This is a genomic window from Ohtaekwangia koreensis, from assembly GCF_900167975.1.
Taxonomy (GTDB): Bacteria; Bacteroidota; Bacteroidia; order Cytophagales; family Cyclobacteriaceae; genus Ohtaekwangia; species Ohtaekwangia koreensis.
Window position 1 is genome coordinate 75,471 of sequence record NZ_FUZU01000002.1, and the last position, 21,144, is coordinate 96,614.

The following is a 21,144-nucleotide window of genomic DNA, read 5'->3' on the forward strand; positions in this document are numbered from 1 at the left end:
CTACTCTTTAGGTTTTGAAGAACCAAAGAGGCCACCAAATTTTGTAAGCAAACCAATTACCGATCCGAGTACTGCTAACAATACATTGATGTTATCCAGTAAATGTTGTTGTGCCAGCACTATAAATGTAATCAGGCCAAACAGCAGGATCATTAACACGGTATGCATAATGCTCCACGAGCCTTTGTTGTTTAGCTCACGTTCCATGCGAAGCTCTTCTGCTTCATTCACAGTGGAGAGTATAAAACTGTTAAAGCTTCTGTTCATGATCTGAAGAGAATCTTCTGCTATAATTACTCCTTTCTGCAATAGCATACGAATAACTTTTGCGTTCCGCAGATTAACAAAGCGATCTTTGGCGAGATCAAACAATAAAAATTTCTCTGGATTAGAAAATGAATTCCACAGCGAATGATAATATGCCGTGGATACTTCTTCTACCTGCAGTACAAAATTCTCTTCCTTCTCATAGGTATCCGGTGACTCGTGTCTAAACAGAGGCGCAAGCCCGGGTAAGTATCGGCCATATTGCAATTCGCTTTGCACAATAGGATTTGTATGATCAACACCTTGTGTTTTAGCCAAAGGTTGATGCAGCACGACAAACCCACTGAGTACATTTTTCCATTTGCGCAAAGCATATCTATGCTCCGAACATTGCTTTTTAGCATCTTCGGAATCTTTAGTCACCAGTCGCTTTATAGCATCTTCATAAAAATCAATGATGGCTGCCGGTGATACCGCAGAAGAAATAATGATCTGTATGGGACAATCGATAATGGATGAAAGCAATTTTAACTTCTCGTCATTTATACCGGGTTGATTTATACCATGCTCAAAATGCTTTATAAGAATAACATTAAAAGATCTCTTCTCCGGCAAGCTGATGCTATTACGGAAATTGATTTCTTTAAAACCATCGCGGTTGGTTATGCTCACAGCATCTTTAAAGCTTTGAAGGATATCGTTCTTACCCGAATAAGGAAGTCCTACCAAAAAAATGCGTTGTGTATTCTCACGGATCGTCTTGTGAATAAGATCATCTTTCGAGATCTGGCGTTGTGCCTGGTATATCAGGTTATTGTCCAATACAATGCCTAACCCGAAAATAGTACGTATCGCAAAAAAAGAAACCTGTGCCACCAAAAATGCAGCGATCAGCAATACAATTACAAACAAAATGAAATATTCGCTGTGAACGCTGCTATAAGCAGCAGCTTGTGATATATAGCTTCGTTCTTCGCCATTACTTGTTTTAAATACCAGGTGTACACTGGATGAATCAGAATGATACCTCCAACTCCACTGATTGTCGTGTGAAGCCTCTGATACTATAGCACGCGATTTTTTTATAAGTCCTTCGAGTGGGGGCCATGCTATAAATTCAAGATCGCGAAGTTCTGTACTCTCTTTTATTATCTCACCAACACCAATTTTATCGTTTCGTTCTACCTCGCCAGTACTGGCCAGATAGTTCCCCCTCATTGCGAGCGTATCGATATCTTTCGGAAATACGCCCAGTCGTTCCAGTTCCTTTTCACGATGCAGTTCGTTTTGCGCGGCCTCCCATTGTATATACCGTTGCCATAGTGTACTCTCCTCCCGTAAAGCGATATTATAAAAAGATATAACCGGTAACACTGACGCGAGGATCAGCCATAAAAACACCATGCAATAATACAGATTATGATAATTTCTGATGACGAAAACATTTGCGTTCAACCTGTTAATAAATTTCGCCTGATAACCCACCGCAAGCAGGCTGATCAATACCGCCTGTATAATGATGGCTATATAAAATTGATCAATGACACGACAAAGTGACCAGTTTATCAATACAATGAATATAAAGCTTACCCATACAAAAGGATGAAGCAATACACCGCGTGTGCGCCAATGTGACTGATATTTAAAGATCGTCTCGCGTTCAAAAAGTATATACTGAAATACCAAAACATATAGGGGAACAACCATAAAACAAAATGCTATAACGGTAAGGCTTTTTATAAACAGGCTCCCGATCATTATCAGAATTAAAAACGCAAGAACCACAATGGATCGAATATACTTTTCGAGAGGCATGATCAATGGCCATGGTCCCATGAATTCAGGTTGCACTTCATTTTTCCGTGGGCGGAGCCAATTCAGAAAAAACCGAATGGTCTTGAGTTTTGAAGGTTGATAAACACACGCCAGGTGTATCAGCAATAAAATTCCATGCAGAATAAAATAGAAGAACAATATACCCACTGCGAAGGTCATCACCACAATCATCGGAGCAGTATAATATTCAAGATCCAAAGTTGTCACCAGGTATAGCGGCAAGTTATCGATAGGTTGTATATACAGGCGGTGTCGGCTGTTATTATAAAGAGCCTCTATGCATTGGGCAGCTCTTCCTGTAATCGCAGCCTGGACTTTGGCATTGTAATCAACCTCACTTAAAAAATTTTCCTGTGTATTTCTTTCCGTATCCGAATGAAACCATACTTCACCGGGCTCATCGATAATACTAAATGTATATCCCGGTGGCAACAAAGGATTCATGACGGAATGCAGACGCGTTGCCATGGCAAGGACTACAGCACCTGAAGCATCTCCCTCCAATGCTATACCTATACCTGCCTCTGGCGAGCCTGTGCTCCACGACCGAATAGATTGAAATGCAAATTCTTTTGGTGATCTTTTCCCTGCATCTGTACTATCCGGAAGAGTCCACAAATTCCTGGACAGTACATTCGAAAAGTATTTTCGATCCTGGAGGTTTAACAATCTCTCTTGCCTGTGAATCAAATGTGTGGCGACAATCATCTTCAAGTCGCCTTTGCTATCAAGCCACATTGTTTCATTGAAAAATCTATGCTCTTTAAAGCGTGCTGCAATCTTCAATGCATCAGCCTGTGCACTGTTTTCTTGTTCTACGGGATTAACCTGATAAATATTATCATAAATCAAAACGCCATTACCAGGAGGGCGTATTGTATTGCGACAGCTGTCCAATTGTGTATATATCGCATTCAACTCGGCTGTAAATCTGTTCTTAATATCCCCTGAGAGTTCTTCCAGATTTTTATCTACTGTATATTTAAAACCTATATATTGATTACCGGAGAGCAGTATCAACAATATAACTGCTGTACCTATAACGATGGAGAATCCGGTAAACCACACGTTGATAATGCGGAGTCTTTCTATCTCGTTCATCACTTTAAGTTTCAACAACGGCATGGCTAATGCAAGCACGAGCGCGATGAGAATCGAGAACGCCAACGTCCACGTATCCACACCGCGCGCTTCTTGTTCAAAATTTGATGTCTTCAGTACTCCGCATAATATCCAGTCTTCATTTTCCCGGAAGGTGATCCGATGAGAAAGCAGCTGATAGTCAACGCCTGAAAGCTTAATCTCCTTTAAAGGTATAGTACGAATTCCGCTGCTGTCCACAAATAGCTTGTTAAGGTCTTGCAGCTCAATCCTGCTTGCAAAAGTCTGATACGCTATATTTGAAAAACTACACGTATCACTGGCGCCCTTTTTGGAAAGACGAACGAGGAAGAAATCATCAAAGCGATGTTTAACAAGCGAACGCCGTATCAATTCAGAAGCTTCGACTCTGAATTTAACAGCATGCACTCCTTCGCTGACACCTTCTATATATTGCGCAGTGCAAAAGAATTTATCTCCGGATTTGAGAATTTTAATTTTCAGATTCGTGAGGCCGGGGTACCATATATATACACTATCATTCGCTTGATCAACAACCGTCTGTGTTACCTGGGAAATATTTTTGTCGTATACCTGTTTAACTTCGTGAATATTGTTACCAATGCGCTGTAGCGAGCGATAGTTCTTTGCCAGAATTTCTTCCTCTCGATGTTTTACATATACCAGCAGGTAATACGCAAGCAGTACACCAACCAACAGGAGTGTTACTAACGACACCCAAAATTTTTTATTGACTTCAGGCAGTCTCATCTGTACTCTATTTAAAAAATTACAACAACTTCAAAAGCCGGAAACATTATCCGGTTAGATCGGCAATCACCTTCCTGCAGGTGCAATTATAGTATAGCATCACCACTTCAAAAGTTACGTTTCAAAAATTCCATGGCATTGATATTCATTACCCGGCTTACAATCTCCTCCGGATCTGTTGTGTTGCCTACGCGAAGATTCTTACCGTTGCCTTGCATGAAATTATAGGCATGCTTCAGCAGGTAATCATCCATAAACTGAAGGTCTTCGTGTGTCCAATAACCATTCAGCGGATCAATTATGCCGTCATAGTCCGAACCGATGGCAGCAAGTCCCCAGGGAAATATACCAGCACCCGAAAGAACTTGTGCTATATGTTCCAGTTGGTTCCAAACCAGTTTAGATCGGTGAAACAGAATCTTTCTACGATCCGTATGTCCTTTCGCTTGTGCGAGCGCTTCCTTGTTGCCTACCCTGCGCTCATCCATTTGCAGTCCTAAAATGCCACCACTGCGCGCAATGCGAATGAGCTCGTCATCAAAGAAATTTATAGAACCAGGATTCATGCACGCACCTGTTGGGCGAACGGCTATAAAGTTATTATCGTATGATTTCAATCCATTGGCAGCACCATGACTTACCACTATAGGAATAGAATCGTTAGGAAATTCCTTCTCAATCCAATCATAATATTGCCTGCGCGATACCGGGCTCATGTGCTTAACGTCTAGCAGGATGCGCGCACCATTTGTTTTTGATAAAAGTGCTTTTGCTATATCAAAGCCAAGCGGTGTGAAGCCGGTGTCCAATTTATATCCCTGATCCAGTACACGCGCCATAATACCCGTAAGACTCCGCGCATGACCACAAAGTTCATTATAGAAATGATGTGCAAACGTGATGAAGAACGGAGGGAATTCCCAGTTGCTCTTCATAAAGTTAACGTTCTTTAAAACCTCGTTTTTATCGGCCGGTTTTTGTTCCGGAGTGAGACCACAATTAAATACATGGGCTCCTTCTATACTCATGATAACCGCGATGGTAGGTATAGCAGCATCCGCGGTTTGCAACACTTCCTCTAATTGTACATAGTTTCGTACTAATTTATAGCGAACCTTTTTTCCGTCAATCATTACGGTAGTATCGTGAAGCTGACGGTAAAATTTATACTCGTTCTGAAGATCCGTAAAGTAGTCGGGCATCTTCTGCAAAAAATCAATGCGCTCATCGCCCAAACCTGTCGCTATATTTAATATAGCATCGGAAACCTGTCCGCTGCCAAGTCTGTTTTTTACAAAACCTTTTTCGAGCGGATATAGCGATGCCGTAACAACCTTTACACTTCCGTAATGGGATGAAGAAAAATCTGCTTGTCTGAATTTGGTGAGACCCGTTACGTAATTCAGAAGTTTATCTTTTAAAGAAGGCTGATCATAATGCCAGATGCTGGTGGTGTCCGATGAGTCGGGGCTGTTCGCTCCTGTTCCACTGGGATTCTTAAAGCTTTGGCCGTATGGTTTCATAGCCGGGTGGCAGTGCAGATCAACAATAAAATTATTCATACAAAGGATGTTTGAGGTATAGGTAATTCTAAAAACGAAAGTATACTTTCACGATTCTTGCTGTAGTGATTTCGTGCATAGGTCTCCATGGCTTTTAACAGCTTTGCTTCTTTCACATCCAGACCGAGCACTTTGCCTGCATGGATCGCTTTCTTGATTTCATCGGGAGCATCGTCATGATTAAACTCCAGTTGAATGCGCAGATAGTTGTCGGGGTGAAGCACCTGCCGCACGTAATAATCGGAAGCCTGCACATTTGACTCAGTAAGCATATCCGGCAGATACTTGATCCACTTTAAGTTTCCCCAATCACCACTGCCAATATCCTGCGGATCTATATAGTTATTGTTCGAAGTGCCACAACCCAGCGACAATACTTTAATTTCATTGGGTCGTTTATTTAAACCACGAAAGCCATCGGCACGATATTCCAATTGAGGTCCGTGGTAGCAATTGAGAACAAACGCGACCGCAGCCATAGCGGGATGATTCAGCGCTACACCGCCATCAACATATTTCTTCTGATATATAGGGAAGTATGTAGGCCCGGCAGAGGTGCGCATGGCGAGATCAACGAGGCGTTCATTTTTATCGCGCTGAAAGCTTGAATTAAAAACCGCCGGCTTGAAATTTACACTTCTTCCATCGTCCTGCGGATTCAAATCGAATGATGTAACCATCAGAATTTTCTCGCGACTATATTTTTGTTGCAGCGCGTCATGTACCTGGCGCATGTCCACTGTACCGAATTCATGATCGAGAATTTTCTTCAGCCGGTCTTGCGTATAGTCTGCACCCAGATTCTTTCCAAAGCCATCACGAAAGTCATCCCATCCTGTATCGTAAAATATATCATCGGCTTCATCGCGGTATAATTCTACAACACGCTGTGTTGTTTTCTGGGCCGCGAGTGCAATGCAAATAATACCGCCGGTAGATGTACCCGCCATCATATCAAATATAGCGGCAGGATGCGTGCGTGTATCTTCAAAAATACACTGGAGGATTGTAGCCGGAATTATACCACGGGTACCACCACCATCTATACTCAGGATGAGGTATTGATCCATGTTATGTGTTTTCAGGTTTCGTTACCGACTCAGGTTTCTTTCCAACACTCCGAAGGTTTACCAGTTTGTTCAACATATCAAACCAGAATGGCGCACCCAACGATACGGCTAGTGCTGTAAATAAAATTCCAAGAATTTTTACTACCCATCCCCCAAAATTATGAACCGGCTTTGCTGATTGCCAGCCGAGTGGTAAAGCACTCGCGTCCAACTCGGATTTCAATGCCTTCAGTTGCTGCACATTTGTCTTTACCTGTTGTATAGCTTCGTCAGCGTTTTTCCAGGGATGCAAGGAATCTTGTTTAGCCTCCCGTGCTTTGTTTACCAATTCTATATAGGTGGAATCGTGCGTGATTGCTTCGGCACGGTCTGCCAGGCTCTGCCGGGCAGCTGGATTTTCATATAAGTACTTTGACAGATCTATAGAATCTACATTCAGTGCAAATGAAAGTATAATAGAAATTCGTAAGATCATGGCCTGTGCCTTTTTCTTATATGTGCCCGAAACACGTTCCATGGCCTGATCGAACCATGCTTCTATTTCTCTCCTCACTTTCGTTATTTCACCGGATGCTTCCGCTATAGATTGCAACAGCGTTCGTTTAAAATCTTCATCGAGTAAATCGGTTGCAGCAATCGCCTGACGCAGTGTATCTATAGTATACGGCTTATCCCCAAACTGTCGGTGGTGAATGATATCGAGTAATGCGCGCGAAAATTTATCTGAAGGTATATAGGCGGCCATACGTCCTTTTGCTGTTAAACCGTCAATGAGTTTATGCTTCAGGATGGCTTCCCCTATACCGCCTTTTTGAAAGGTATCTAAAAGCCATTGGTTTAATACCTTGGGGCGAAGTCGTACAAAACTGGAAATGATCTCCTGTATAGCGGAGCACGCCAGGCTTAGTAGAAAGTAAATGAATATTAATCCGATCACCAGATCGAGAATAGCAAAAGCAGACATACGTTTATTGGTTTAAAATTTCAAGCAGGTATATACGTGTAGCTTCGTCAAATATACCATCAACCCGCAAACCAAAGCGAGTACTTTGCAATGCTTTTACGGCAGCTTCGGTTTTTGTTCCGTAGTCTCCATCGGAAGTACCACAATCAAAGCCTGCAATTTTTAATGCATCTTGTAATATTTTTACAGCATTGCCCGTACTACTCATGCGAAGTATAGTGTCCGGCAAAATCATTGTTGATGAGGGAGCTAATCGCCTGAATCCCAATACATGATCTGTCGGGAAGGCTGTGATGGAAACCTGGTTGCCTTGATTTCCACCAAGAGAATATACTCTCTTCCCATCTTTCGAAAATCCAAAAAAGAAACCAACATGGCCTTTCCAAGAATCCGGTTTCTCACGCCAGAAAACAACTACATCACCAGGCTCAGGGCTATCAACCCGTTGTCCAGCAAACAGCCAGGAGCGGGCATCGGCCTTTCCGGTGCCGCGCAGGTTTACTTTTTTCGCGCACCAGTTTATAAAGATGCTACACCAGGGTGTTTCATCATCGTTGATCCAGTTAAAACCAGATTCGTGTGCATAGCGCACTATAGCAGCATTATCTTCAGCGCCCGGAATTTCTTTTTGACCGAGTTCTGCTATAGCTACTTTAATAAGATTATCCATTTGGAAAGACAGGAGTAGTATATATAGACAACGAATTCTAAAAACAGAATGCATCAGCGGTGGGCTGCAAAAGAAAGCAAGGTAACGATTGGTATTGCGATAGCAGAAAATGATATCACGTTCGTAAATGTGCAGGGGGATAATGCTGATAATGTTTCATGAGGCAGAGGGTTTATCAAAACAAACTAACAATTCAACGAGTATGGCTGGCTTCACTTACTCCACTGTATCGTAACACAAATCTTGAAGGAGTCAACAGAATGTATATCAATACTACGCAACATTTCGGTAGATATCAACAGCTTATGGAAAATTTAAAACCAAATAGACATATATCTGTTAACTTGCCAGGCAACCTTTTTTATATTTTAAAGATGATTAGAACATTTTTCTTTACTATACTCCTCACGTTTTCTTTCGCGGCTATGCATGCCCAATCTTTAAAAGTGATGTCGTACAATATTCGTCTCGACCATCCGGTGGATGGTGTTAATCAATGGCCTAAACGAAGTGATAAAGTATATGCACTCATCAAAAAGTATAGTCCTGATATTCTGGGAGTTCAAGAGGCATTACATCATCAACTGCAGGATCTTCTGAGCAATCTTCCGGAATATACCTTTGTAGGTGTTGGTCGTGACGATGGGAAAACGAAGGGAGAATATTCAGCGATCCTTTTTAAGAAAGAACGATTCGCTATAAAACAACAGAGTACATTTTGGCTTTCTGAAACCCCTGAAATTGCCGGGAGTAAAAGCTGGGATGCCGCCATTACGCGCGTTGCAAGCTGGGCTATACTTCACGACCTCTCTACCAAAAAAGATTTAGTAATTGTTAATACACATTTCGATCACATTGGTAAAGTGGCTCGTGAAAAAAGTGCTCTTCTCATAAAAGAAAAAATCAGTTCACTCCGAAAAAATCTTCCTGTTATTTTAACCGGTGATTTTAACAGCGAGCCTACGGATGCTTCTTACCAGGCTATGGCCGATGGCCAGGTTCTGAAATTACTGAACTCGCGACCACCCTCTGACACACAGGGTACATTCTGCAACTTTGCAGTAACGACCGAGCCTTGTAAAGTGATCGATTATATATTCTATACCGAAGGATTTATTCCGCAAAACTACCAGGTAATAACCGATCATGACGGCCACCATTATCCTTCTGATCACTTACCAGTGTGGTGCGAATTTTGGTGGAAGAAATAATGAGGTAATGCTTATTGCAAAAATCTCATTCCAAAAAAATGAGTCAACAACTGGAATGATTTTTTATATTACACGGATGCAGGAATAAAACCGTCCTGGTAAGTCAATACAACATTACTTCTACCGTTTTAATCCTTTTTTCTATCTTCCATTTCTCAATGTCTGCCATAAGGTTGTCCGTGCTGTTTGTAATGATCCTGGCCCTTCACGTGAAGGTGCTGGCGCAAACAGATTCAACCAAAAAAAGAATTCTCGACAACCGGCTCTCGAAGGAAGTGATGAAAACCATTTCACGGAAACCGAGTTCCGATTCTTCCATCAACGTAAAAAGTGAAGCTCCTTTTTTGCCCTATGAAGGGAAAATTATACGCCACATCGTTATAAATCATATTGGTTTCGAACGAACGATGTATGACTCTTCGCACAGGTTTAAAAGCGAGGTAACGCGAATTGCCAATACACTTCACTCTACTACACGCGAAAGTGTAATCCGTGATAACCTTTTCGTACGAGAGAACCGTCCGTTGAATCCCTATCGGGTTGCGGATAACGAACGCTATCTTCGTGATCTTGACTTTATACTGGACTCCAAAATTATAGTGCATCGTATAAAGGGATCGCCAGATTCTGTTGATCTTGAAATTGTGACGCGAGACGTATTCAGTTTAGGCGCCCGCGTATCTTCGGGAGGCATCAGCGATTACCGGATCGGCTTGTATGATGCTAATCTTTTTGGAATGGGCCAACGCGTGCAAGCCGGTGTTGGTTTTGAAACCGGACGTTCGCCGGTTGTCGGATTAGATCTTTTCTATAGGAAAACAAGTATAGGAGGTACGTTGATCAACGTCTCCGGTGGCTATACCCAACTTGACAATGCGCGAAGTCTGGGTGAAGAAAATGAATATGCATACTTCATTCGTCTTGAGCGTCCATTGGTATCTCCTTACTCGCGTCTTGCGGGCGGACTCGAAGTAAGTCGTAACTGGTCGCGAAATGTTTTTCAATATCCCGACAGTACCTTTAGAAAGTATCGCTATAATATAGAAGATGTGTGGGGCGGATATAACTTCAGCATTGGCAACATGGCAAAGAATCGCGACAGACACTTTGCAGCGATCCGGTATTACCGACAACATTATTCTCAGCAACCCTCGCAGCCCGGAGAAGAGTTTAACCCTATATATAATGACCAGAAATTTGTATTGGGTGAAATGACTTTCTATAATCGGAATTTCTATAAGACCCGGTATATATATGGCTTTGGGCGAACGGAAGACGTGCCCTATGGAAAAACGATAACGCTTACTACGGGCTGGTCTAAAGAACTGGGTGCAAAAAGGATGTACGCTGGTACTTCTTTCACACGAGGTTTTGTTAACAAGAACGGGGCCTTTACAACTATTGAAGGTGGCTTTGGTACATTCTTTACAAGCAAGAAAACTTCGGATACTTTTTATTATATAGGGGGGACACACTATAGCAAGCTATATGAATCGGGAAGGGTAAAAATCCGTCACCTTGTACAGGGCGGATATGCACAGGCCTATAATACAATTACGAGGGAACTGCTTACACTGAATGATGAACTCACTGGCTTTTCTCCAGACAGTTTATATGGAAAACAGCGTATATCACTCCGTGTAGAGACAACCGTATTTACAAAATGGAAACTTGCCGGTTTTCGCTTCGCTCCTTTTTTGTCTCTTGAAAATGCTTTTCTAAAAGATATCATTTCAAGTAAGTCACTGGGTGAGTTTTATTGGGGAACTACCAGTGGCGTTCGCATCCGGAATGAAAATCTTATTTTCGGCACGATCGAGCTACGTGCCTTTTATTTTCCCACAGCGGTGGATGGTGTAAGTCATCTCAGTTTTAAAATCACTACAAACGTCCGGTTAAAGTATAGCGGAAGGTTCGTCAATCCCCCTTCGTTTGTCAGGTATAACTGACACAGGGATCACTATATATACTTGATGTCCCTGGAAAAATTTACATCAGTAGAACAAATGCCAGACCCGCGAAATCACCTTTCTTAAAAGTAATATCATCGGTATAGTTATTATCACCATGGCCTTGCTGTGTTATATAGTGCAGGCTGAGTTTACAGTTTTTCTTATTCAGATACCAGTTCACGCCAACATCCAACATCCGATCTTCACCTGAAAACTGAGCACCTTGATCGCCTTCAAAATTTGTCACCATTACACACGGCTCCAGAAATATTTTGTCTTTGATAATCAGATTGTAGCCTGCACGTATATGGCCAGCCTTCATATTATAGGTCTGCGCTTCCGTGTGTCGCTCCATATACATCCATTCTCCATCTATATTCCATCTCCCATAGTTAAACAACACATCGAATCCACCAGCATAGTTTGAGGTAAATATATCTGTTTTGCCCTGTACCGAACTGTTCAGACCAACCGTAATACCTTTGCGTTTGCTATAGTAATTATTGGCATCGTAGTTAATAGCGTAATTTTTCTTCTCGGTGTCACCCACTGTAAAGGTTACTCTATCTACTACAAGTGGACTCCAGTATTTACCGGATGTCTCTGTAAATTCTTCAGAGGTTGTATTGTTGCTAAAAATACCAACGTTATAATCGATGGTAACGAGATGCTTGCTGGTAAGGCCTCCCAGATTTATACCTGTGGCCCGACCGTATCCTTTCCCGGTAATATGCTGGCGGATATAGGCCTGTGTTGGAGATTTATCAAAAGAGTTTACAAGCAAATCGCCAGTAACACATTCTCTGCTGATCTGCGGATGAAAATATCCTACGGTTAACGAAGCCATTTCATTCTTGCTGATGCGCCATGTTGCATACGCATCCAATATACCCAGCGTGCCGGTGTTGGTTGATCCGCGCACAGCGCTAAATCTGTCCTTTCCCATATTGTCATACTGAATCATCACTGCATAGCTAAGTTTTTTGTAAGGCTTCCCCTTGAAGCCTATACGTGCTCTGCGGATTAAAAAATTCAGGCGATCCTGCACAGACTCCATAGGTCCGTTATCCGTTAACTGATCTTTCTCACCCATGGTATAGGTGCTCCAGAATTGGAGGCTGGCAACAGGCTGTACATATTTAAAAAGACTATCGGTTTTGATCCAATAATTCTCCTGAGCCTGAAGACACATTGGAGCCAGTATAAAAAGCAGTATATATATTTTCTTCATTTCGGTCGCCGATTAAAATGCTTTACGCACGGATGCTGCTACATATGCATGCCGATTTTTTGCTTCTGGCACTAATGCCATTTCGTGTTTCAGCAATTCATTCTCACGTTCCAGTTCGATCTGGCGTCTGCGCATCTGCTCCTGCGTTGCCTGAAGTTCTTCCTGGTTCTGACGAAGTTCTTCTTCCTGTGCTTTAAGTTCTTCGGACATCTGCTGGCTTTGTGTCAGTAAACGTTTCGTGCGTTCATTAACCTGTACCGTTGAAATTGTGCTCGCTATACTTTCTGCTACTTTTTCTACAAACTGTATTTCGTGCTTCTGTAGTTTATTGAACGATGCCATTTCAATAACACCAAATACTTCATCATTGTGAATCAGCGGAACGATCAGGATTGTTTCCGGTAGTGCTTCACCCAAACCAGATGTAATGGTGATATAATTTTTAGGAATTGATGACAGATGTATAGTTGCTTTCTCCAATACAGATTGTCCTACAAGGCCATCGCCCAAACCAATTTTCCGGTTTATCATTTTCTTCCGGTCGTATGCGTATGTTGCCATTTGTTCCAAACACGTATCTTCCGGTTTGTCACCTTCCACCATTAGGAACAGCGCACCCTGATTTGCTTTTATATACTTAATAAGCATCTTTACTATATCATGACAAAGCTCAGTTGTGTCTGATGTATTTCTGCGCAATACATCACCGATATGTGCCATCCCTTCATTTGCCCAGTCACGGATATTTTTTTCATCCGTTGCCTTCTTGAGGTTGTTACGCATATCAAGCAACTCATTACCGAGTATATCGGATTCACTTAAAGGCTGGAAAGATTGTGTGAGATTGCCCTGTCCTATTTCCTTCGCGAAAGAGGTATAGGACCGTAAGCCATTTACAAGGAGGTTAAGTGACTCGGTCATCGCGCCTACTTCATCTCTACGTGTTGTGGTGGCCTCTTCAGTTTGCTCACCTCGTGCAAGCTGTTTCAGTTTTTCCTTGATGGTTATAATGGCTTGTGTAAGCCGGTTGCTGAAATAAAACGAAATAGACAGCCCGGTGATCAATACGAAAATTGTTATACCGACTATCACTAATACTACCTGTCCAATTTGTTTAGTAACTTCTTCCTGCTTTAACGCTACTAACTGATCAATCTGGTCTGTGTAAAATCCGGTAGAAATGATCCAACCTAATGGTGCAAATAACCTTGAGTATGATAACTTGTTTTCAACTTCTTCTGTACCAGGTTTCTTCATAGTATACTCTACATATCCTTCGCCTTTTGCATTACACAACTCCGCACGAAGCTGGTATATATTTTTACCGGTATATTTTTCTACGTTATACTTTGCGTCACTCAATGAAACACCGGCCAGGTTTTTCTTCTCAGCATGCATTAACATGGTAGGATATGGTACCTTATTGTCAGTCACCCAAAAGTATCCCTCACCTTTGTCGAACCTGATCTGCGAAAGCATTACCAGAGTTTTATTAAGTGTATTTTTTCTCAGAGCTTCTGATGACACAGTGGTGTCTTTTGATATGGCTGTAACGGAATCAGAAAGTTGTTTATAGTTTACTTCAACTATACCATATCCTATGTCGGTGATATGCTTTACGTATAGTTTCAGTTTATTCATCTCCTCCAAACGGTAAGATTCAATGTCCGCTGTAGCTTTCGACTTGATCTTATAAATCGCCACAGAGCTTATCAACACCGAGGGTATTAATAAGGAAAGGCTGATCAGTAGCGTGATTTGTTGTTTGAGTTTCATGATCAATGGGGTATAACGATACAAGGTTACTATTCGCAACGAAGTAATCTGATCATGAATGAGCAAGTGGCGACTGTTTTGAGTAAGTGGATCAGTATTTACTGTCCTAAAACAAAAAAAGCCTTTATAAAAAGGCTTTTCATACATGGCGGTACGTACACTTATTCGGAGCGCAATGAATTTACGGGATTAACGGTTGCAGCCCGTAATGATTTATATCCTACAGTAAGAATGGCTATAAGCAGTGTAATGCCAAATGTGAGCACGAAAACCTGGGGACCCACTTCGATTTTATAGGCAAACTCATCTAAAAACTTACCCATCAGGAACCAGCCGGCCGGGGCCGCTAGCATAAACCCGAGTAGAATGAGCTTCGCATATTCTTTGGAGAACATCATGACGATGCTTTCTACGGAAGCTCCCAACACTTTACGAACACCGATTTCTTTCGTCTTTTGATTGGCCATAAACGTTGCCAGTCCAAACAAGCCAAGGCATCCTATAAATATAGCCATGGAAGTAAATATACTCAGCAGTATAGACATGCGTTGTTCGCCTTCATAGAAATTGCGAATGTTCTCATCAAGGAATTCATATTCAAATAAATGTTCCGGATACGCTGCCTCCCATTTTGTTTTGAGCTGACTAATCACGCCTTGCGCCTGCTTCACGTTTACCTTTAGCGCCAGGTGTTCATATCCGCGAATGCGATTGAACAGTACCGTTGCTTCTATTGGAGAATGCAGTGACACGGTATGAAAATCTTTAACAACTCCTACCACGGGATATTCTTTACTCCACACACGAATAACTTTACCTACTATATCAGCTGCATTATCAAAGCCTGCAATATGTGCCAGCTTTTCATTTACTATAAACCCGGTTGCTGTATCAAGGTCTTGTACGTTCTGCCCGGTTAATAATTCGAGCTCAAATAATTTCAGGTAGTTACCATCAATTTGTTTTACCTGTGTTCCATGTGATTCATCACTTCCCTGTAACTTGAAGTTAGTACCCGATACATGACCCGAGGATGGAGGATCATTGGCAAGACTGGCCATTTCTACTCCCGGTATATTTTCCATCTCATCGCGTAACGTTCTCATCTTACTCCCGCCTTCCTCTATACCGGCTGGCTGTTCTTGCTCCGGTATAGGTACAATGAGTATACCGTCTTTTGCAAAGCCAAGATCTTTATCCTGGTAATAATTCATCTGGCTTACAATTACGATCGTACCAATGATGAGCAATTGCGATATAAAAAATTGCATCACTACCAGGCCTCTTCGTAACATATAGCCTGAAGAATTTTTATTGCTGATGAGATTCTTTAAAGCTTGTGCCGGTTTAAATCCTGACACAACAAATGCAGGATATAGGCCCGACATTAATGATACTATAACGGTAACGCAAATGATGAATAGCCAGAGGCTGGTGTCACTCGTAAAATTAAGTGCAAGCTCCATTTCCATAAACGGATTGATGAATGCCAACGCAAGTTGTGTTAACCCAAGCGAAAGCAGCATCGCGAGTGTTGTAACCAGCGTAGTCTCTCCTAAAAACTGGCCAACCAATTGCATCCTCGTACTTCCTAATGATTTACGAACACCTACTTCTTTCGAGCGCTTTATAGCTTCTGCTGTGGAAAGGTTTACGAAATTTATACATGCCGTAAGTATAAGTATCAATCCTATAATACTGAAAGCCGTTAATGAGGTACGCGAAACTGTGCTATAAGAATATGTATCGAATCGTTCATCGAAATGCATTTCTGTAAGTGGCTGCACCATGAATTCTGTTTTGTCAGGATCATCGGCTCCTAAATACTTCTTAGAAAAGGCAGGTAGTCTTTGCTCAATTTTGGCAATCTGTTCACGCTCCTTCAACAAGATATAGCATTGCTCACCACTCCATATACTTTTCCATCCGGCTTCTTCACGTTCTTTCTTTATGGTGCTATAGGACAGGAATAAATTAAAAGGGAAGTCGGTGTTAGGCGGAGCATTTTCCATCATGGCAGTAACGCGATACTCCTGATCATTGAATTTCAATACTTCACCTATAGCATCTTCCTTACCAAAATATTTTTTTGCCAGCTGCGTTGATATGATCGCTTCGTTTGGTTCATCTATACCCTTGATTGCATCTCCGGAAAGAATTGCACGATCGAAGATCTTAAAATAGCCAGGTTCTGTAAAAGCAATCTTATTTTCCTCCTGGAATTTTTTCAACTCTCCGTTTTTCTGTGGTATCGTTACGAGACTACTTGAACCCTCCGATATAAATACAACTTCTTCGGCTTCCGGAAAATCGGTGCGAAACGCCTCGGGCAAAACCGTTGGAACCCCGGCTTGATACTCGGTGCCATTATTTCCAACAGATTTGTTAACCACACGATAAATGCGATCACGCTTCGATTGAAATATATCATAACTGCTCATGTATGCTACCATGAGAAACAGCACGAGGCTACATGCAATGCCAAGGGTTAAACCCGACAGATTAATAATCGAAATACCTTTTGAACGGAGCAGGTTACGAAAGGCGGTTTTGAAATAATTTTTTAGCATAAGTGAAAAGATTCGGTCACCTCTATCGCAACATCATGCCACACTCGCGATCATTGAAAACACCTGTAATATTACGGTTTACGCAATTTTGCTTTGTTCAAATGTGTTCGGCTGCGTCCGGCTACGGACAAAAAAAGGGCAGCAGGAACCTTCCCAGCTTACCGGTAGTTTGAAAAGTATATTAACTTTGCTGCATGATCCAGAGCCTGATCGTTGGTTTTATTTTTCTCCTCGCGGTAGTTTACGTGGGCAGGCTGATCTATAAAAATTTTCAATCTAAATCAGTGTGTGAATCCGGATGTGGAAAATGTGGCGCAGTGGATTTCAATAAGATTGAAAAGCAACTTCGCGAAAAAGGACTTTAATCTAAGCCCACACTTTAGTTCCTTCCGTACAATTCTTACAGATTTCAATTTCACTTCTTGACCGAAGCAACGAAGCCCTGAACTGATTATACTCTTCTCCATTCCAGACTTCGCTGAATGATTTTTTGGTGAGATCTCCCAGCACGTAATGCGCGTCTTTGTCGAAGCAACATGGCACTACTTTGCCATCCCATGTGATCACACAACTGTGCCACATCTTCCAGCAATGATTGTCTAAACTATTCTTTATAGTATAGGAGCCGTCCTTCGTTTTGCGATAGCGCGAATATTGATCCTGCGTAGGAATAAGATCAGAACCATTTTCATAATCATAGATCTGTGCTGTCTTTAATACAACCTGATCAACGCCAATTTGCTCTGCCAGAGAATATACTTCAGGGATCTGATGTTCATTTGGTTTTACTACGAGAAATTGAAAGATAACGTGTGGCGTTTTCGATTTAAGTTTTTTCTTCCATGCCACTATATTTCGTGCGCCTTCCATTACTTTATCAAGACTGCCGCCTACGCGATACGATTGATAGGTGTCTTGTGTCGTGCCGTCAATAGAAATTATCAGGCGATCCAAACCTGACTCAACAGTAAGTCTGGCATTTTCATCTTTCAGGTAATGTGCGTTAGTAGAAGTGGCGGTATATATATTCTTGTTGGAAGCATACTGCACCATATCTAAAAATTGAGGATGCAGATAAGGTTCGCCTTGAAAATAAAACGTCAGGTAACTCAGGGTTGGCGCCAGCTGATCGATGACACGTTGAAATAAAGGTTGCTCCAGCATGCCCGTTGCACGTGTAAAAGATCGTAAACCACTGGGGCATTCCGGACATCGGAGGTTACACGATGTTGTCGGCTCAAACGAAATGCTGATGGGCAATCCTTTCATCGCAGGCATACCCGCGATGCGCGAGCGATGATAACTTGAAAAGATCTGTGCTGCATTCCAGGCGCGTTGTGCCGTTAACCCGGAAGCAAAATTCAACTGATCTTTCCACGCGCGCATCATGCTGCAAGATACTCGCGAAAAGTATCGGTTGGATTATCGTAATGTGGTTATCTTTCGAAATTCATTCGTACTTATGAAAAAACTTCTGTTTTTACTCTTTTGTATTTCCTTCGCGGGATATTCACAGCCCGTTAAGCTTTCGGAGGAGGCCACTATTTCGGTGATCACCTGTGGGCCGTGGCAGGGCGAATTGTACTCCGCGTTCGGGCACAGTGCTTTTCGCGTATACGATCCTGCACAGGATATAGATGATGCGTATAACTACGGTGTATTCAACTTCGACCAGCCTAATTTTTATTTGAATTTTACGCGAGGTTTTATGTACTACCAGTTGGGTGTATATGATTACAAGCGTTTCCGCGATGTATATATTTACCATAATCGCTATATCCACGAACAAGTACTAAATCTTACACAGACACAAAAACAAAAGATGTATGAGTTTCTGCAGTGGAACGCGCTTCCGGAAAACGAAAATTATCGCTACAATTATTTCTACGACAACTGTGCCACCAAAATGCCCGGAGTGCTACGCCTTACGTTTGGTGACAGCGTAGTATTTGACGGGTCGTATATCAAAACCGATTACAGCATTCGCGAGCTTACAGATTTATACCTGGAGAACCAACCTTGGGGCGACCTCGGTATAGATATAGGATTAGGATCGGAGATCGATAAGAAAGCAACTCCGTATGAGTATATGTTTTTGCCTGATTATGTTGAGTCGGGACTTGACCATGCCACTATAAAACAAAATGGAGTTTTTGTTCCGCTGGTAAAGGAAAAACGAATTGTGTATGAAGAACGCGCGGAGGATGCTCCAAAAGGATTACCGCATCCGCTCTATATTTTCAGTTTCATCGCACTGATAGCAGGTATACTTACTTACCGCGATTGGAAGAAGAAAAAACTATCTACCTGGTTTGATGCTATAATTTTTATTGTTACCGGCTTGGTTGGCGTGATGCTCTCATTTTTGTGGTTCGGAACAGATCACAACTCAGCCTATAACTATAATCTCTTATGGGCCTTGCCAACAAATCTTATTGTGCCGATTGCTTTTATCCGTCAGCCGGCATGGCTTAAGAAATATTTTCTGGTGGTGGCAGTCATTGCTGTGCTCACATTGCTCTTATGGCCTATGCTTCCGCAAAAACTAAATATAGCACTGGCACCAATCGTAATCACCATTGCCTTGCGTGGATTTATACAATATAAATTAAGGAAAGCTTCTTAGAATTCTGTTACACTAGTTTGCGATTCAGCGCCTGTAGTAACAAAATGAGCAGGAGGTGTCACTATAAAGCCTGAGACTTCATTAAAGCACTGCAGGTTGTTCATAGACCTGCAGTGCTCTTGATTATTCTGATACTATATATGTATCGGTCTGTTGGCGGTTGCTGCGAGGCAAGCTTCTTTCACCGCTTCCATATAGGTTGGATGGGCGTGTGACATACGTGCTACATCTTCAGCTGATGCGCGGAATTCCATAGCCGTTACTCCGGCGGCAATCATATCAGCCGCACGCGCTCCTATAATATGAATGCCTAATATTTCATCAGTCTGCTTATCGGCCAGAACTTTTACAAGTCCATCTGTATCCATGCTGGCACGTGCACGGCCTAAAGCTTTATACGGGAAGCTTCCTGTTTTATAGGCCCTCCCTGACTGCTTCAATTGTTCTTCAGTATAGCCAACGCTGGCGACCTCTGGCCATGTATATACCACACCGGGTATCAACAGATAATTAACATGTGGTTTTTGTCCGGCCATTTGCTCAGCTACATATACACCTTCTTCTTCCGCTTTGTGCGCCAGCATAGCTCCGCGTACCACATCGCCTATAGCGTAGACATTATCAACTTTAGTTTTCAGGTGATCGTCAACCGGGATCTGACCTTTAACCGTTTCAATTCCTATTTTATCAAGACCAAGCCCATCGGTATACGGTCTGCGTCCTATACTTACCAGACAATAATCACCTTTCAGTTCAAGGGCATTACCACCATTCTTAGGTTCCGCCTTTACCACAACTTCATTGCCTGTATTTTCAACAGCAGTAACTTTGTGCCCCAGAAAAATGTCCATGCCGAGCTTTTTAGCAACACGGGATAACTCTTTTCCCATAGTACCATCCATCGTTGGAATCAGGCTGTCCAAAAATTCTACCACCGTTACTTTCGCGCCAATGCGCGCGTATACCGAGCCAAGCTCCATACCAATTACACCGCCACCAATAACAATAAGATGTTTAGGAACTTCTTTCAGTTCAAGCGCTTCCGTGCTGGATATAATTCTTTTCTTGTCGAACGCAGCAAAAGGAAGTGGTGTTGGCTTAGAGCCTGTTGCTATAATTACTTTATCGGTGGTAATGGTAGTTTCCTTTCCATCCTTCCCAGTAACCTTAATTGTATTTTTATCCACGAATGATCCAACACCAGTATGAACATCGATCTTGTTCTTCTTCATTAAGAAGGCTATACCATCTACATTGGACTTCACAACATCACTTTTCCGCTTGATCATTTGCCCTATATTCACTTTAGGAGCAGGTATATCTATACCATGTTCAGCAAAGTGTTCCTTAGCATTGATGAAATGTTCAGAAGAATCCAATAGTGCTTTAGAAGGTATACATCCTACATTCAAACATGTTCCGCCTAACGTATCATATTTTTCCACGATAGCAGTTTTAAATCCAAGTTGGGCAGCGCGGATGGCTGCTACATATCCTCCAGGGCCGGAGCCGATAACAATGACGTTGTATTGCATAA

The 21,144-nt window shown here is 42.1% G+C and carries 14 protein-coding genes; 4 read left to right on the plus strand and 10 right to left on the minus strand.

Annotation, left to right across the window (positions count from 1 at the left end; translation table 11 throughout):
* The 5 genes from B5Y40_RS13105 to B5Y40_RS13125 all read right to left on the minus strand — a co-directional run bounded on the left by B5Y40_RS13105 (position 1) and on the right by B5Y40_RS13125 (position 8,241).
* The gene (locus B5Y40_RS13105; RefSeq protein ID WP_079687255.1) at positions 1 to 3,975 is read right to left on the minus strand and encodes a PDC sensor domain-containing protein; all 3,975 of its coding nucleotides are present in this window, start codon (positions 3,973 to 3,975) and stop codon (positions 1 to 3) included.
* 107 nt (positions 3,976 to 4,082) lie between these two features.
* A complete protein-coding gene (locus tag B5Y40_RS13110; protein WP_079687256.1) occupies positions 4,083 to 5,537 on the minus strand; it encodes a hypothetical protein in 1,455 nt (484 codons plus the stop codon).
* Positions 5,534 to 6,607 (minus strand): patatin-like phospholipase family protein, encoded by a 1,074-nt coding sequence (locus tag B5Y40_RS13115; protein ID WP_079687257.1) that lies wholly within the window; start codon positions 6,605 to 6,607, stop codon positions 5,534 to 5,536. The genes B5Y40_RS13110 and B5Y40_RS13115 overlap by 4 nt, the downstream gene beginning before the upstream one ends.
* Position 6,608: 1 nt before the next feature.
* On the minus strand, positions 6,609 to 7,571 hold the full coding sequence (locus tag B5Y40_RS13120; protein ID WP_079687258.1) for a hypothetical protein: 963 nt from the start codon (positions 7,569 to 7,571) through the stop codon (positions 6,609 to 6,611).
* A 4-nt stretch (positions 7,572 to 7,575) separates the two neighbouring features.
* On the minus strand, positions 7,576 to 8,241 hold the full coding sequence (locus B5Y40_RS13125) for a C40 family peptidase (RefSeq protein WP_079687259.1): 666 nt from the start codon (positions 8,239 to 8,241) through the stop codon (positions 7,576 to 7,578).
* 374 nt (positions 8,242 to 8,615) lie between these two features.
* On the opposite strand from B5Y40_RS13125, the gene B5Y40_RS13130 reads away from it, so the two are divergent.
* On the plus strand, positions 8,616 to 9,452 hold the full coding sequence (locus B5Y40_RS13130; RefSeq protein WP_159453697.1) for an endonuclease/exonuclease/phosphatase family protein: 837 nt from the start codon (positions 8,616 to 8,618) through the stop codon (positions 9,450 to 9,452).
* Between the two features lie 158 nt (positions 9,453 to 9,610).
* Positions 9,611 to 11,401: a BamA/TamA family outer membrane protein gene (locus B5Y40_RS13135; RefSeq protein ID WP_079687261.1), complete on the plus strand. Its 1,791-nt coding sequence runs from the start codon at positions 9,611 to 9,613 to the stop codon at positions 11,399 to 11,401.
* 40 nt (positions 11,402 to 11,441) lie between these two features.
* On the opposite strand, the gene B5Y40_RS13140 is transcribed toward B5Y40_RS13135, so the two are convergent.
* From B5Y40_RS13140 to B5Y40_RS13150, 3 genes are all read right to left on the minus strand, one after another.
* Positions 11,442 to 12,635: a porin gene (locus B5Y40_RS13140; RefSeq protein ID WP_079687262.1), complete on the minus strand. Its 1,194-nt coding sequence runs from the start codon at positions 12,633 to 12,635 to the stop codon at positions 11,442 to 11,444.
* Between the two features lie 12 nt (positions 12,636 to 12,647).
* Positions 12,648 to 14,411 carry a cache domain-containing protein gene (locus B5Y40_RS13145; protein ID WP_159453698.1) on the minus strand — a complete coding sequence of 588 codons (1,764 nt, stop codon included), beginning with the start codon at positions 14,409 to 14,411 and terminating at the stop codon, positions 12,648 to 12,650.
* A gap of 161 nt (positions 14,412 to 14,572) precedes the next feature.
* The gene (locus B5Y40_RS13150; RefSeq protein WP_079687264.1) at positions 14,573 to 16,981 is read right to left on the minus strand and encodes an ABC transporter permease; all 2,409 of its coding nucleotides are present in this window, start codon (positions 16,979 to 16,981) and stop codon (positions 14,573 to 14,575) included.
* A 194-nt stretch (positions 16,982 to 17,175) separates the two neighbouring features.
* On the opposite strand from B5Y40_RS13150, the gene B5Y40_RS29365 reads away from it, so the two are divergent.
* A complete protein-coding gene (locus B5Y40_RS29365; protein WP_143785760.1) occupies positions 17,176 to 17,346 on the plus strand; it encodes a FeoB-associated Cys-rich membrane protein in 171 nt (56 codons plus the stop codon).
* 1 nt (position 17,347) lies between these two features.
* On the opposite strand, the gene B5Y40_RS13155 is transcribed toward B5Y40_RS29365, so the two are convergent.
* Positions 17,348 to 18,370, minus strand: coding sequence for an SPASM domain-containing protein (locus B5Y40_RS13155; RefSeq protein WP_079687265.1), 1,023 nt, complete (start codon positions 18,368 to 18,370; stop codon positions 17,348 to 17,350).
* Between the two features lie 73 nt (positions 18,371 to 18,443).
* Here B5Y40_RS13155 and B5Y40_RS13160 point away from each other — a divergent pair, with 73 nt between their 5' ends.
* Positions 18,444 to 19,607, plus strand: coding sequence for a lipoprotein N-acyltransferase Lnb domain-containing protein (locus tag B5Y40_RS13160; protein ID WP_079688428.1), 1,164 nt, complete (start codon positions 18,444 to 18,446; stop codon positions 19,605 to 19,607).
* A gap of 134 nt (positions 19,608 to 19,741) precedes the next feature.
* Here B5Y40_RS13160 and lpdA read toward each other — a convergent pair whose 3' ends face one another.
* Positions 19,742 to 21,142: a dihydrolipoyl dehydrogenase gene (gene lpdA, locus B5Y40_RS13165; protein WP_079687266.1), complete on the minus strand. Its 1,401-nt coding sequence runs from the start codon at positions 21,140 to 21,142 to the stop codon at positions 19,742 to 19,744.
* Between the last annotated feature and the right edge of the window lie 2 nt (positions 21,143 to 21,144).

Excerpts from the sequence above, each read along its gene's own strand:
- B5Y40_RS13155 (WP_079687265.1), bottom strand. The coding sequence starts at position 18,370 with ATGATGCGCGCGTGGAAAGATCAGTTGAATTTTGCTTCCGGGTTAACG.
- B5Y40_RS13120 (WP_079687258.1), bottom strand. The coding sequence starts at position 7,571 with ATGTCTGCTTTTGCTATTCTCGATCTGGTGATCGGATTAATATTCATT.
- B5Y40_RS13145 (WP_159453698.1), bottom strand. The coding sequence starts at position 14,411 with ATGAAACTCAAACAACAAATCACGCTACTGATCAGCCTTTCCTTATTA.
- B5Y40_RS13160 (WP_079688428.1), top strand. The coding sequence starts at position 18,444 with ATGAAAAAACTTCTGTTTTTACTCTTTTGTATTTCCTTCGCGGGATAT.
- lpdA (WP_079687266.1), bottom strand. The coding sequence starts at position 21,142 with ATGCAATACAACGTCATTGTTATCGGCTCCGGCCCTGGAGGATATGTA.
- B5Y40_RS13140 (WP_079687262.1), bottom strand. The coding sequence starts at position 12,635 with ATGAAGAAAATATATATACTGCTTTTTATACTGGCTCCAATGTGTCTT.
- B5Y40_RS13115 (WP_079687257.1), bottom strand. The coding sequence starts at position 6,607 with ATGGATCAATACCTCATCCTGAGTATAGATGGTGGTGGTACCCGTGGT.
- B5Y40_RS13130 (WP_159453697.1), top strand. The coding sequence starts at position 8,616 with ATGATTAGAACATTTTTCTTTACTATACTCCTCACGTTTTCTTTCGCG.
- B5Y40_RS13105 (WP_079687255.1), bottom strand. The coding sequence starts at position 3,975 with ATGAGACTGCCTGAAGTCAATAAAAAATTTTGGGTGTCGTTAGTAACA.
- B5Y40_RS13110 (WP_079687256.1), bottom strand. The coding sequence starts at position 5,537 with ATGAATAATTTTATTGTTGATCTGCACTGCCACCCGGCTATGAAACCA.
- B5Y40_RS13125 (WP_079687259.1), bottom strand. The coding sequence starts at position 8,241 with ATGGATAATCTTATTAAAGTAGCTATAGCAGAACTCGGTCAAAAAGAA.
- B5Y40_RS13135 (WP_079687261.1), top strand. The coding sequence starts at position 9,611 with ATGTCTGCCATAAGGTTGTCCGTGCTGTTTGTAATGATCCTGGCCCTT.
- B5Y40_RS13150 (WP_079687264.1), bottom strand. The coding sequence starts at position 16,981 with ATGCTAAAAAATTATTTCAAAACCGCCTTTCGTAACCTGCTCCGTTCA.
- B5Y40_RS29365 (WP_143785760.1), top strand. The coding sequence starts at position 17,176 with ATGATCCAGAGCCTGATCGTTGGTTTTATTTTTCTCCTCGCGGTAGTT.